General features: G+C 38.5%; 14 protein-coding genes. 4 read left to right on the top strand and 10 right to left on the bottom strand.

The genetic code is table 11. The features are described from left to right. Nucleotides 1–69: 69 nt before the first annotated feature. Entirely contained in the window at nt 70–393 is a 324-nt protein-coding gene (locus H6G75_RS09970; RefSeq protein WP_190589226.1) for a phasin family protein, read from the bottom strand. A 135-nt stretch (nt 394–528) separates the two neighbouring features. Here H6G75_RS09970 and H6G75_RS09965 point away from each other — a divergent pair, with 135 nt between their 5' ends. Both H6G75_RS09965 and H6G75_RS09960 read left to right on the top strand, forming a co-directional pair. Further along, nucleotides 529–837, top strand: coding sequence for a TIGR03792 family protein (locus H6G75_RS09965; protein ID WP_190979839.1), 309 nt, complete (start codon nt 529–531; stop codon nt 835–837). Nucleotides 838–1123: 286 nt separating this feature from the next. Beyond that, entirely contained in the window at nt 1124–1327 is a 204-nt protein-coding gene (locus tag H6G75_RS09960; RefSeq protein ID WP_190979777.1) for a chlorophyll a/b-binding protein, read from the top strand. Nucleotides 1328–1413: 86 nt separating this feature from the next. Here the strand turns inward: H6G75_RS09960 and H6G75_RS09955 are convergent, their stop codons facing one another. From H6G75_RS09955 to H6G75_RS09935, 5 genes are all read right to left on the bottom strand, one after another. Beyond that, entirely contained in the window at nt 1414–2082 is a 669-nt protein-coding gene (locus H6G75_RS09955) for a hypothetical protein (protein ID WP_190979776.1), read from the bottom strand. A 162-nt stretch (nt 2083–2244) separates the two neighbouring features. Further along, entirely contained in the window at nt 2245–2922 is a 678-nt protein-coding gene (locus H6G75_RS09950; protein WP_190979775.1) for a DUF2834 domain-containing protein, read from the bottom strand. Nucleotides 2923–2943: 21 nt separating this feature from the next. Continuing rightward, nucleotides 2944–3681, bottom strand: a complete 738-nt coding sequence (locus H6G75_RS09945) for a PLD nuclease N-terminal domain-containing protein (protein WP_190979774.1) — start codon at nt 3679–3681, stop codon at nt 2944–2946. A 215-nt stretch (nt 3682–3896) separates the two neighbouring features. Next, nucleotides 3897–4994, bottom strand: coding sequence for a heat-inducible transcriptional repressor HrcA (gene hrcA / locus H6G75_RS09940; RefSeq protein WP_190979773.1), 1098 nt, complete (start codon nt 4992–4994; stop codon nt 3897–3899). Nucleotides 4995–5384: 390 nt separating this feature from the next. Then, on the bottom strand, nt 5385–5771 hold the full coding sequence (locus tag H6G75_RS09935) for a rhodanese-like domain-containing protein (protein ID WP_199337795.1): 387 nt from the start codon (nt 5769–5771) through the stop codon (nt 5385–5387). A 148-nt stretch (nt 5772–5919) separates the two neighbouring features. Here H6G75_RS09935 and H6G75_RS09930 point away from each other — a divergent pair, with 148 nt between their 5' ends. Next, nucleotides 5920–6231 (top strand): hypothetical protein, encoded by a 312-nt coding sequence (locus tag H6G75_RS09930; protein WP_190979772.1) that lies wholly within the window; start codon nt 5920–5922, stop codon nt 6229–6231. Beyond that, complete coding sequence (locus H6G75_RS32680) at nt 6188–6595, top strand: hypothetical protein (RefSeq protein WP_199337793.1); 408 nt, start codon at nt 6188–6190, stop codon at nt 6593–6595. The genes H6G75_RS09930 and H6G75_RS32680 overlap by 44 nt, the downstream gene beginning before the upstream one ends. Nucleotides 6596–6742: 147 nt before the next feature. Here H6G75_RS32680 and H6G75_RS09920 read toward each other — a convergent pair whose 3' ends face one another. From H6G75_RS09920 to H6G75_RS09905, 4 genes are all read right to left on the bottom strand, one after another. Next, nucleotides 6743–8284, bottom strand: coding sequence for a GMC oxidoreductase (locus H6G75_RS09920; protein ID WP_190979771.1), 1542 nt, complete (start codon nt 8282–8284; stop codon nt 6743–6745). 72 nt (nt 8285–8356) lie between these two features. Further along, nucleotides 8357–9172 carry an SDR family oxidoreductase gene (locus H6G75_RS09915; protein WP_190979770.1) on the bottom strand — a complete coding sequence of 272 codons (816 nt, stop codon included), beginning with the start codon at nt 9170–9172 and terminating at the stop codon, nt 8357–8359. Between the two features lie 514 nt (nt 9173–9686). After that, the gene (locus H6G75_RS09910; RefSeq protein WP_190979769.1) at nt 9687–11447 is read right to left on the bottom strand and encodes a ShlB/FhaC/HecB family hemolysin secretion/activation protein; all 1761 of its coding nucleotides are present in this window, start codon (nt 11445–11447) and stop codon (nt 9687–9689) included. 85 nt (nt 11448–11532) lie between these two features. Continuing rightward, a complete protein-coding gene (locus tag H6G75_RS09905; RefSeq protein WP_190979768.1) occupies nt 11533–13878 on the bottom strand; it encodes a CHAT domain-containing protein in 2346 nt (781 codons plus the stop codon). Nucleotides 13879–13886 lie beyond the last annotated feature (8 nt).

Genomic DNA, 13886 nt, shown 5'->3' with positions numbered 1-13886 from the left:
TCCATACTGAGGTCGTTTGGTAAAAGCAATACCAACAGGACACATTTAGTTTAAATCACAAAGCACATCTTAACGCCAAAGCTTATTTTCTAAATCGCGTACTTGACGTTCTAAACGGTCTATTCTCCCTCGGAGTTCATCCACCTCAGACTGACGCGCCACTCCTAAATCCTGCAACATATTCCGCATTTGTCGTTGCATTTGAGCATCCCAATTGCCTTGCTCTGACTTTAGCTGCTGTACAATATCATCCATTACTGCCTTAGCTTGCTCAGGGTTCAGCTTACCGTCTTTGACTAATTCATCACTCACCTCACGCAGCTTTTCTGCCACCAAAGACGTTGTACCAATTCCCACCATCATTAGCTGTTGCAACCAGTTGTTGCTGTCCATACGTCCTTCCTGTTATTTATTTCAAACCAGCCTCCTTGCTCTTGAGTGTATGCAATCAAGCTATGCTGGAAGCGGAGTTAATTCTAGCCTACATCTCTATTTTGGCAAATTAGCAAACATAAGGAATCAATGGGTGTGGTTATAGAACTGCTAAAATTTCAGGTTGACCCAAATCTGCGCGAAACTTTTATCCAAAAGGATGCAGAAATTTGGACAACAGCATTAGCAAAGTATCCAGGCTTCCTCAGCAAAGAAGTTTGGATTAACCCAAACAACCCCTCAGAAGTAACTTTCATTATTCGTTGGGCCACAAGAGAACAATGGCAAGCTATTTCTCAAGCAGACTTAGCAGCGATTGATAATAAATTCGGGCAAGCATTAGGCAAGAATTTTCAGATGATTGAATCCGCAGAATATCAAGTAAGAAAATTCCCTTATACCTGATATTTAGCGTCTAATAATGCTTATTGTTTAATAAAAATAAAATTTGGATTACTTCTGACTAAAGTAGTTATTACTATTTTCTAGTTGGTAATTATTTGTATTAATAAATTTTGATAAATTATAAACTATGTATTTATAAACCAAAACACTCATCCTTTGTAAGAGTAATTTTATGAGTAAGCTCTTTCTCTAGATTTACTGGTGATTTGAAACTAGAGACAGATAATAGGATGTAGTTTGGTAATTACTATAAGAGATGTAATTATATTATTTAGGAAATTTAACAATGGAACGTTATCCTAGCGATAAAACTGAAACTGCATATAATGGCAAAGATCGAAATGCGTTTGAAGCTGGATTAACTCCTCAAACAGAACTTTGGAATGGTCGTTTAGCTATGATTGGTTTTCTCGCTTATTTACTGTGGGATTTAAATGGTTTTAGTGTAGTTCGAGATGTACTGCACTTGGTTGCTTACAATTCCCACTAATAATTAGGCTGCTTGCAAAAAATAGATTATGAGGAAAGTAATACCCATAATCTATTTTTGTACATGCAGCGATCGCTAAAGTAAAATTATCTATTTATTACCGCAAATTCTTGAGTAAGATTTGTTTGTAAAGACGGACGTAAACTCAGATAAGCCAATATACCAATTAAAGGGATAAGTGATACTGTCCAAAAGATTGCGGGACTATTCCAGCGACGACGCGCCATATCATCACCCAAAACGGTGGGGAATAAAACACAGAATAGGCAGAATGCTAAACTCATGCCATTAATGAAGCGATCGCTTTGAAATTGTTGCACAAAATCTGCCCAATTACCTAATAAGCCATAAGCAACTATCACAATAGTACTTAAACTCAAAATTATCCCGAACAAGCGAGAATCTAACAAGCGCAAAAATGTATCCTTTTGTCCAGAAAATTCTTGATTAGGTTCACGTAAAGCTAGATATGGTAAAAGTCCTAAAACACCTGAACCTATTGATGCTAAGGCAAAAGGCCAAAAGGGAATTTGTTGCATTCTGCCATCAATAAACAACAAACCACTGTAAACTAAAAGCCAAATCCCAACCAATGAAAATAAAGCAACAATAATGGGATTAACTGCGCTTAAATTAAAAGTCAGTATATTCTTGAGTAGTTTTAGGGTTTCTTCAAGGTGCAGTGGTGGGGCAGAAAACACAATATAAATAATGAATCCAACCCATATTAGCCATAATATAAGTTTTTTCATCATCAAATTTAATTAGCCTAAGAACATCTAAATTATTCTCAACAACCTCAAAGGATGCAAAACCCTAAAGGAAGAGAAAAAATCTGAAGTATAAAGTCTAAAGTATGAAGTATGAAATGAACTCTCAGATACCCGAATACTAAAAGAAGTCGGGTATCTTAATTTTTAATTAACAGTCGCTTGTTGCTTGGATATACCTGTTGTCTCAACTTCCGGTAAAGCTGGACGTAAACACAAATAAATCAATGGCCCAAATAACGGAACCAAAGCAATTAACCAGAATATTTGATGATTTTTCCAGCCTCGACGTGCCATATCATCTCCTAGCAACACCGGAAATAATATGCACAGCATACAAAAATCTAAACTCATCACATGGATAAAGCGGTTAGTTTGCCACTGTTGGATAAAATCTTGCCAGTTTCCACTTTGCACACCATAACCAACTAATATGCTTGCAATTACGGTGAGTATAATACCAGTCACACGAGAATCTAGCAGCTTGATGAAAATAGTTTTTTTGCCAAAAAATTCTTGATTTGGTTTCCGGAGAAATAAATAAGGTAATAAAGCAAAAGCACCCACACCAAAAGATGCAGTTGCAAACGGCCAAGCAGGTATTTTTTGACATCTCCCATCAGTAAAGACTACTGCACTATAAATGAGCGGCCAAACTCCCATAATATTGAATAACGAAATAATTAAAGGATTAATCCCTTGCCACTGACCGATAGAAAGTTTCTTGATTAACTCAAATGTGTCAGGTTGATCAGGTGGTGCTAAAAAGAAAGCATAAACCACAAATCCAACCCAAAGGGAAAATAGAGATACTTGCCGCAACATAAACTTGAAAATAAGTTTATTTTAACGCTTTATGGTTCTTAATAGTTTGGCTGCTTTACTGACAAGTCGTTTACGTTTGTAGTGGAAATAGGAAGATTCTTGAATTTTAACAATAATTGTTTCGAGATAATTACGTGCAGTTTCCACATCTCCCTGGAGAGAGAGAATTTCAGCCAAGATGATATAAGCTTGTGGGTGATTCCAATTTTGAATGTGATTTTCTAGATGATGTTTAGCGGTTTCCAGTTCTTGTAAAGCAAACAATGTTTCGCCATACATTAAAGAAGCATCACCATATTTATAATCTGGGTCTATTTTTAATATAGTTTCTAAATAAGATTTGGCGGAAGTAAATTTTTTATTTTTAATATCAATAAATACTTCGTTCCAAAGGGTTTGGAGATGGTCATCTTCGTTGTTAAAATCTTGCTGATTTGCGGCTGCTGCTTGATCAAAGTTTTCCAATTCATCTGGAAGATGATGACTGAAATTTACATAATTAGCAGCTTGCTTGATACTTTTGGCTTTTACTTTTGCTTTCCGCCGTTTACGGCTACTTGTCAAGTTCTTCCAATACTTCAAAACTGGGAAATGTTCTCGCGGTATCCAACGTTGAAAACAGTAAGTGATCGCCCCAAAAAAGTTGACAATAATTAAAACCCACAGCCATAATCGCTTGTCTGGTTCATTGCGAATACAGTCATAAAGCATGAATAACCAAAATCCGGCCATTAACAACAATCCCACAACTTTGATCATTGACTGAATTCTCTAGCCTATCTGCAAGTGTGATTCTTCCTCACAAAATGCGTTTCACTTGTTTGGGAACAGTCCTAGTTTCCAAGATGATACCCTAGAATTTCTGTAAAGTTGAAACGTATGAGGTAGGAAATTCCATTAAAACCTAGATGAAGTCAAATCATCAAGGGTTACTAAAGATACAAAATTATTCCGTGGGATTGCGAAAAAAACTGTTAACTGAAAGCTTCGGAAAGGTAATCGGCGGCGGCGGCTACTACTGCGATCGCACTTTCGTAATCTAGGCGCGTTGGCCCTAAAACACCGACACTACCAATCGGCACAGAACCTCGACGGTAGGTAGAAGAAATTAAGCTGCAAGTACGTATCGGCTCTAATGGATTTTCTGCACCGATTCGCACTGTCACCCTAGATTTACTCGCATCTTCTGTCTCTGGTTCATCAAAGATTAATTGACATAATTTATCTTGTTCTTCTTCTAGCAATTGCATAATTGTTTTGACTTGCTGCAATTGAGAAAATTCTGGTTGACGCAATACTTCTGTGACACCACGCACCATAATTTGTGTTGCGGCTGGTACTTGAGTACGGCGGCTTAATTCCGCAACCGAACTTTTCAAGAATTCGCCATACAGTTGAAATTCTTGAGCTAATTCACTCCAATTTAAGTTAGCTATTTCTAATAAACTCCGCCCGCGTAAATGACTATTTAAGAAGTTGGAAACTATCTGCAATTCCCGATCAATGACTTCCGCATCGAGTTGTGAATCCTCTTTTCCTGGTGGCAAATCCATCACTTTAGAATGAGTTTCATAGCCATCTGTGACGACAATTAGCATGATTCTACCAGCTTCAATTTGCAACAGCTGTAAATGTCGCACTAAGGCTGTTGAAGTTTGGGGCATAGTAATCAAGCTAATACAACCACTTAATGTAGCTAAAATCTGTGCAGCTCCGTGAATGAGGGCTTCCAAACTCCAATCTTCCCAATGCAGGCGTTGTTGGAGTGACAGTTCTACTTCCTTGGCTAAGGTTTCTGTTCGTGTAGCGTCTCGCAGCGAAGGTGTAATTAACTGATCAACATAAATGCGATAACCGGAGTCAGAAGGTATTCTTCCGGCTGAGGTATGTGGTTGATAAAGTAGCCCAGATTTTTCTAATGCACCCATCACATTGCGAATTGTGGCCGAGCTAACACCTAAGTCATACTCTTCCACCAAAACCTTTGATCCAACAGGTTCTGCTGTCGCAATGTAGTGACGTATTGTTGCCCAAAGGATGTGCTGTTGTCGATTCGTTAACTGGACTTCCATAAGGTGTCTATTAGTGAAAGCAAATTTAAGAAAAGTTTGAAAAAAATTTTTTGAGCTAATGCAAAAAAAGATTAATATTAGTTAATTAAGATAGCAAAATTTTTATTTCTATTATAGTTACCGACAGCAACATTAATTAAGTTGCGATTTCTGAACCTATTAATCTTTTCAGCCAAAAAAAAGCTGTCTGAGAATTTAAAATTTTTTAATTATTAAGTATCTTCCCACAATTTTTACAAATAAGTTGTATTGGTAGATACTTATTTTTCTCACCATTTAAGTTAGATGTCGTCAGGATAAATGCTGATTGTGGGGAGTGGTGGTTCGGCTCCGCTCACCAACCTTGGGTGTAGGGGGAAGAAGCAAGGAAAAATGACCAATGACTATTGACTAATATTGTGGGATGTCTGGGTCAACTAGTTGGGAATAAGCTGCGATACCACCTGTAATATTTTTGACATTGGTAAATCCTTGAGCAATTAACCATTGACACATCTGAGCAGAACGTACACCGTGATGACAAAGGACGAGGGTTTCGGCTTCTGGATTCAACATCGTGAAAATTTTCTCATTCCAGTTAGCATATTCACTCAACGGTAAGTTAACAAACCCTGGGAGACTGGCGATCGCTAATTCTTGGGGTTCTCGCACATCTACTAACTGAATATTTGCATCGTCAGTAGCTAAACGTTCGGCTAATTCCTCTACACTAATTTGCATCATAGGTTGACCAAAGGATTTATCGGTAATGAAGTTTTTGTAAACTATCCTATACATTTATGTTGACAGAAAATCTTCCCCTTCGCATGAGCAATGATTCTCAGTGATGCTCCAAATGAGGGTGGGGAGTGTGGCTGACAGGTGTAGGTTTTTGACAAGGGTGTGAGTAGCAATCAAAGATGCCATACCAACTGAGTTTGATGTTATGGTTACTGCTGACAGAGGACTGTATGCTTGTTGGTTATATGAATTGATTGTCGCTGCTGGCTGGCATCCGTTTTTACGCATTAACCATCAAGGAAATTATCGCCTGCCACATGAAAATATATGGCATCCACTTGCAGATGTGGTTTCTGCGCCTGGAACATCTTGGTCAGGTCGAATTATTTGCTTTGTAACCAATCGAGTTGAATGTACATTACTTGCCCGTTGGGATCTTGGCGACAAAGATCCTTGGTTGATTCTGACTGACCTTGAGCCAACGAGCTGCCACACTCTGGTACGGTTTACGTCCTAGCACTGAATGCGTTTACCGCGATGTTAAGTCTGACGGTTGGGATTGGCACAACACCCGTTTACTTGACCCTCAACGTGCTGAACGTCTTTGGTTAGCCATCGCTGTTTCTACTCTTTGGATGGTTATGCTTGGTGGCGAGGCTGAAAATCAATCTTCTCCCCCTAACCTAGAAACACTTCCTTCTCGGCACATTTTATTTTCTCAACCTCTTAACCTTCATCCTCAACCTCATCTGTCTTGTTTTCTCCAAGGATTGTTAACTCTGATTGCTAATTTACTCAACCATCTTTCTATTCAACTTCTTCGCTGGAGTTCTTTTCCTTCTACTCCTGTTCACGATTTCTACCGTTTTAACTCCTCCTAATTGTAAAACACCTACACCTGTCAGGGGTGGGGGGAAAGATTTCTTCACCATCCTCCCACACCTCCCACACCCCTGGATTTCTCTCTTGTGAGAAATCCAGTTTACACCCTTACACCCCTTCATCCCTACACCCCGAATCTTGGAGAGTCACTTAATTCTTGCTAATAAATGTTCGCCTACGCGCAAAGCATTGGCCATAATTGTGAGAGATGGGTTAACAGCAGCACTAGAAGGGAAAAAGCTGCCATCAACGACATAAAGATTATCAATGTCGTGGGTACGACAATTAATGTCTAAGACAGAGGTTTGGGGATTTTCGCCAAAACGACAAGTACCGCATTGATGACCGACAGCATCTAAGCCGAGATTTTGAGTGATGTGTAATGAAAATTGCTGATTTGCTGTAGCTTGATCAAGTGATTTTAAAGTTTTAATCCAGCGTTGAATTAAGCGATTAAAAGCTATTTGGTTATTATTTTGATAGTTAATAAAAATTTTCTCGTCTTGCACAGATATCCGATTATTTTCATCGGGTAAATCTTCATTCATTACCCACCAAGCCAGAGAATGATTCGCTATTTTTTCAGCAACAATATTGGGCATTAATGGCGGCCCATAGGTGATAATTCTATCTTTATGGATGTTACCCAGTGATTGGATACTACCCATTGGATAGTTAAAATCTGGTTCACCCCAATAAAAATCGGTTAGTGCTAAAGTTTTGGGGAAAATTGTCTGGTTTGGTTTTGTGCTTAAGGTCATGACGACTGCACAATTATGTACCATATAATTTCGCCCTACAAGTTGTGAACTATTAGCTAAACCTTGGGGGTGTTTATCGTTAGCAGATTTGAGTAATAATGCGGCGGAATTAATTGCACCTCCAGCCACAATCACAATATTGCCAGAGAAGATTTGCGGCTGTCCTTGAATTTCTGCTTCTACTTGTGTGACTTCTCGACCAGATGGACTAGTGTGTAAACGAACAACTTTGGCTTGAGTAATTAGTGTGACATTATTATAGGCGATCGCTGGACGCATCCCATTCACTTCCGCATCACCTTTAGCATGAACCATGCAGGGAAAACCATCACAAGTATCACAGCGAATACAAGCACTTAAATGACGGTTGACTTCGTTGAGTTTAATGGCGAGAGGTAAATAAAATGGATGTAGACCTTGATTTTTTAAACCTAAATATAATTCTTGAACATAAGGTTCATGACTAATAGCATGAAAGGGATAATCATAATTTGTGGGTGGTTCCGTCGGGTCTAAACCACGTTTACCATGTACTTCGTAAAGTTTTTCTGCTTGGTCGTAATAAGGAGCAAAGTCTTGATATTTTAAGGGCCATGCAGGTGAAATTCCGCCTTGATGAATTACTTCTTCAAAGTCTCTTGCGCGTAACCTAAATAACGCACCACCATAGAATTTTGTATTGCCACCTACATAATAATGTGCGGCTGGATTGATGGGTTTATTATCTTGGTCATACCAAATATCGCTAGTACGATAGTAGTTTTTTTGTAATACTTGTTTTGTGTCCCAATTGTTCTTTTCTCTAGGTAAAAAAGTCCCTTGTTCTAAAACTAAAATTTTCTTACCGCTAGGAGCTAACTTATATGCTAAAGTTCCACCACCAGCCCCAGTGCCGATGATGATAAAATCATAATGATTATTAGACATTGATATCTAAACCTGTTAATTAAATAAGAGTTGAGAAGTCGGAGTTTAGGAGTCAGAATAAATTATTAGTTATCAAATTCGCATTTGCTTTTCAGCACAAGTTTTATTGAGTTTAGTGACACCTATCCATTTAAAAACTAAGTCACCGAATTTGGGAAAAAGCTGAAAATTAGAAAATAAAAGTTTAGAAACCAACCCATCTAAAATGACTTCGGCTTGATTTTGCTTGATGGCGTTTAAAATTGCGATCGCAACTTCTTGTGGTGGTGCAACACGCGCTAAACTAGGCGCAGGTACTCCCAAAGCTGAAAACATCCCCGTTGCAGTATATCCAGGACAAACTACCGACACACCAATATTTGTCTCAGCTAATTCTTGGCGTAAAGCATCAGTCCACATAATCAAACCGGCTTTACTAGCTGAATAAATACTGTTGTACGGCATTCCTTTTTTACCAGAACCAGAGGCAACATTCACAATATGACCACTATTTCGCGCTAACATACTTGGTAAAATCAGGCGTGTTAATTCCATACCTGCAATTAAATTTGTGGTCAAAGTAGACTGAATATCTTGTAAAGTATAGTGCTGAAATGGTCGATATTTTTCAATAGCAGCATTATTAATTAAAATATCAATTTGACCTGCAACTTGATTAATTTGCTGAATTAATTCTGGTAATTCTGCTACTTGGCTAATATCAAATTCAATGCTAATTCCTCTACCACCCACAGCTTCTATTTCTGTACAGATTTCATCTAACTTTGCTTGGGAGCGAGAAACAGCAATTATTGTCGCTTTTTCTTTTGCTAAAGCACGCGCAATAAATGAACCAATACCACCAGATGCTCCAGTTAAGAGTACTGTTTTACCTGCTATTGATGTCATAATCAATTTTGATGAATAAAGTGAATTGTTAAAGTTGTTTGTTTCTAATGAGACGTAGTAGATATTTCACCTTGAAAACAGTTAGGCAACCTGCAATTAATTTTTGCAAGCTGATTATTCCAGACTCAATTTTGTCTTATAGAAGACTTTTTTCGATGATTAATAATGCTGAAATACTAGTTTTTCAGGTTTTAAATGTAGCGCAACCCCTGTTGAATATTAACTTGAAATGACTTTATACAGGAGATTAATTTTTAATTTACTATATTTTAAAAATTTGCGATCGCAATCTTTATTTTTTCTTTAGAAAATAATTACGTAGACACATATCTTGCACCTAGCCCCAACGAATGGAATTCGCGGCTATAAAAACAAAGTCCGCATAGGCGGACTAACATCAAACCAAAGGTTTTGAACCCGCCTACGCGGGTTTAGTTTGTATAGCCCCAGACTTCAGTCTGAGGGCTATGTGCTGAAAATGAATGCACCCGCGCATTCTAACCTCTCAAAACACCTACAACCGATAGCCAACGCTGAAGTAAAAACCATCATCTTGGGCGTTTCTCCCTCGGTCATCCAAATCTATCAAGGGATATCCGTAATCAAGTTTGATATCAAGCTGTGGTATGGGTTGAAATAATACGCCCAGTCCGATACCTGCAATAAATTTTTGTCGTTGCAGAATATTTGGGTTATCATCCACATTCCAGACATAAGCCATATCAAAGAAAGGTGAAACTTGCAGTGTGGAATTACCAGACGCATCGCGTTGGACTGTCAGGCGGTTTTCGACGGTGAGGCGCACACCGTTATCACCAGCGCGGACGTTTTGGCGATAACCACGGACTGACTGACCACCACCGACTACAAATTGTTGGGCGGGTAACAAAGCATTGGGGGTTAGTTGTAATTCGGCTTGGGCGACTAATATGCTATCTGTACCCAGGCGTTGGACTCGTTGGGCTTGTGCTAACCAGCTAAAAAACTGTCCGTCGGGAATTGGGTTGGGATTGCTGGTAGCATCAAATATACCAAGACCGAAACTAAATAGCGATCGCAATGCCCAAGCACCATTCAAATCTCGCACAACATAATCTTGACCAAATTTAATTACACGAGTACGACTGTTACCTTCCTCATCTGGCCCAATACCAAAGGGTGTCGGCCCTGCAAAGGTAAAGGTTTGACCATTCTGCACCGCAAAACCTAAAGATAAGGCAAATTCTTCACGGGGTGTTCTAATTAGTGGTTGTCTAAAACTAATTTCGTAGAGTTGAGATTCTCCTCTGATGTCTAAAAACGCAAATTGTTCTTCGACAACGTTCGTATCATTGAATGAGGTTCGCAGTTGTAAAGTCCCATCCATTGGGTTCAGTGGTAGGCGATAATTAAAATCAAAAACATTTGCGCCTCCCCTGGTCGTTAAATAATAGGAAGCATCAAATTCATCACCTAACCCAGAGATGTTGCGATAACTAGCATTAATACCCAATCTTTCCGAACCAATGCTAGGAGGAGAATAGTTATCAACAGTCAAAGCTGCATTAAATGGTTGTGCTTCAGTAACACGCACTATCAAAATACTTTGACCGACACCACTACCCGCCCTTAAACTCGCTTCAACGTTAGAAAATAAAGGGTCAGCCCGGAGTAATCTTAATTGATCTTCTAATGCAGCAGTCAAAAGCGGCTTACCTGCGCCTAACGCTACACGACTACGCACATATTCAGGATTTAACCGTTTCGTACCCTGAACTTCAATTTTTTCAATTCTCCCTTCAATTACCCGAATTTCAACTACTCCATTGTTAACGGTTTGGTCTACCAAAATTGCCCTAGAAGTAATGTAGCCTTGGTCAAGGTACAATTGCGTGATTGCATCCGCTACTTTACGTAGTTCTTCAACTGTAACTTCACGCCCTTCTACAGGCTGAGTAATTGATTTGAATCTCTCTGGACGGAAAATTGTACTCCCAGTAACATTGATTTTTTCTACTTTAATAGTTTGAGAACTTTCTGTGGGTGGAGTTTCAGGTGTTGGGGTTGGGTTTGGGGTTGGTTGTATGGGTGGTTGTGATTCTGGCGGTAAGGGTTCTGGCGTTGTTCCTGGCTGGGGAAAACGGTCTTGGTTTGGATCTCCTTGAGGATTGGGTGCTTGTGCTAATGATGGCGAAGCTAAAATGACACAAGCACAACTAAAAATCAGGCTAATAGATAGCCAATGTATGTGTTTTTTGAATAACCCAAAATAAACGGTAGATTTTAAATTTGACATTTGAAATTTTGGTTATAAAAAATCATTCCTATGTAAGATTTATTGTTTCTGGTTTTGCTATATTGTGAATCTTTTTTATTATTTTTTAATGTAATTCTCCAATTAAATTAAATCCTGCCCAATCCTTGGGATGAGGGTACTGCTTCATAGTGACTAACATCGCCTGTTGTAATGCTTGGGCTTTATTAGGGTTTTGCTTTAATTGGCGATAAAACTCAGTAGTTAACATAAATGTTGGTGTATCTGGCGCTGCCCATTGTGAGACAATCACACTAGGTATACCCGATGTCATCAATGCTAACGATAAACCCAATAAGCCGTTACCCATGCTACCATGTCCAGGCTCACCAGCACTTATAAAAGCTAACCTAGCACGCAAACGTTTACCTTTTGGTTGGTTATATAAGTTGAGAATTTCGCTGGCGGTGAGGAGTCCGGTATTTTCTCCAGCTAACGCAACTCCGCCGGGGATACCTTGTCTTTTGATATCATCTAATACACCATAAGTTGCTAGATGAATGATTTTAGCTTTGGGTAATAAAGGAAGTATTGCGGCTTTACTTGCTTGACTACCAATGAACGCTTTGGTTTTAAATAAATCAGCAACAGCTAAAGCTTCTTGTTCTGCATTTATGAGTTGTGGTAAAGGTTGCGGTGCTTGATTAATTGCGTGGGAAATTTTTGGCATGGTAGGATTACCCACAACCACAACTTTACTTCCGCCTGTTCTACCTCGTTGTTCTTTGGCTAACTGCAAAATTTGAATTGCTGGTACAGTTGAAATTGTGTGTTTTTCAATTAAATATTTACCAGAAATATCAACTAAAGCTGAGAAAGGTACAAAGAATAACTCATCTTGGGGTATAAAAATTATTTGGGCTTGCGGATTTTCCGGTAATAAATCAGCAATGGGTTTAATTAATATTTGATGTAACTGTAATAAAGGATTGACAAGCTTTTTTGCTTGGTTATCTTGACTATTGATGCCCAGGTAATTAGGAATACTTGCAACTATTTCAGGAATCGAATTAGTTGAATTGAAGGTATTTTCTGGTGTTGGTTTTACTTTGCGGAAGCTAATTTTACCTGTGGGCTGAATTACCCAAATATATAAGCCATCATCAGGAATAAGAGAATATTTGACTAAAGTAGCTTTTTGTGATTTAGCAATTTTTTGAATATCAATAATTGTCGGTAAAATAATTGATTTATGTGCAGTTTTTAAATTATTATCTTTGGTTTCTGAAGCTAACCGCATTCCCATTAATTGTAGGAATGTCATAATACTGCCTTGTTCAGCTATTTCTAAAGCGGCTTCTGGCTGATTTTGCGTAATTAAAACTTGTTGTAGCAAGCGATAGGTATTACTTTGTTCCACAGCATAATCAATTGTGTTACCTATATCTAACCGTAGAGATGTCCAAGTTTTAATACTTGCTTGCAGTATCGTTTTAGCTTCATCGAATTTGTTTGAGTTGAGATAAACAAAAGCTAAGTTATTTAAAGCTGTACCTTGGGTGTAATTATCTTTATTAGCTTTGGCAGAGTTTAATTGTTCTTGATATAATGCGATCGCTTGCTCGTATTCCTTGGCAAAAGTGTAAGCGCGTCCTAGTTGTCTGATGACTTCGGCTTTTTGGGCTTTATCGGTAAGTTGTAGCTGTTGTTGATAAAAAGCGATCGCAGCTTGAAAGTCACCTTGGGTTTGATAGGTTTCGGCTATCTGTTTAAAGGTTAAACTGACGATGGTATTATTGTTTAATTGCTGGGCTAATTTTAACTGTTGTTGATAAGTTGCGATCGCCTGGGTATATTGTCCTAATTTACGATAAGTTGCAGCGATGTTTTGTAAGGAATCAATTTGCAGTTGATAGTTATTATTATCCTTAGCAGTTGTGAATTGTTGGGAATAAAAAGCAATCGCTTGTTTATACTCAGTCGCTGCATCATGATCTAAACCAACGTTACCTAAAAAAGCTGCTTCTCTGTCGGGATTACCAATTTCTTTTTTCAGTGCGGTGGCTTGTGCTTGATATTTTTTTGCTAACTTTTCATCACCAAGATTAATATATGTATTGCTGAGGTGTTCAAAAATCTGGACTGTCAGTGATTGGTTAGGAAAGTTTTGAGTTAGTTGTAAGCTTTGGTTGTAATAGTTAATGGCTGTTCTATATCTACCGAGAGTAAAGTAAGCGTCACCGATGCGAAATAGTGCTGTGGCTTCTCCGGTGCGATCGCCTGTTATTTGATATAGTTTGAGTGATTCTTGTAAGGATGTTAAGGCTGATTTAAATTGTCCGTTTGTGAGTTGTCTATTACCAAGGTTTAAGAGTAAGTTGGCGCGATATTGTTGTGCGTCTATTGGTTTGGCGGGAAGGGAGGAGAGGAGGAAGGAGGTTAAGGTTATTGTTAATAATAGATGGGGTTTCATGGTTTTTT

This window comes from Nostoc sp. FACHB-280 (genome assembly GCF_014697615.1).
Taxonomy (GTDB): domain Bacteria; phylum Cyanobacteriota; class Cyanobacteriia; order Cyanobacteriales; family Nostocaceae; genus Nostoc_B.
This window is presented reverse-complemented; position numbering and strand designations above follow the sequence as displayed.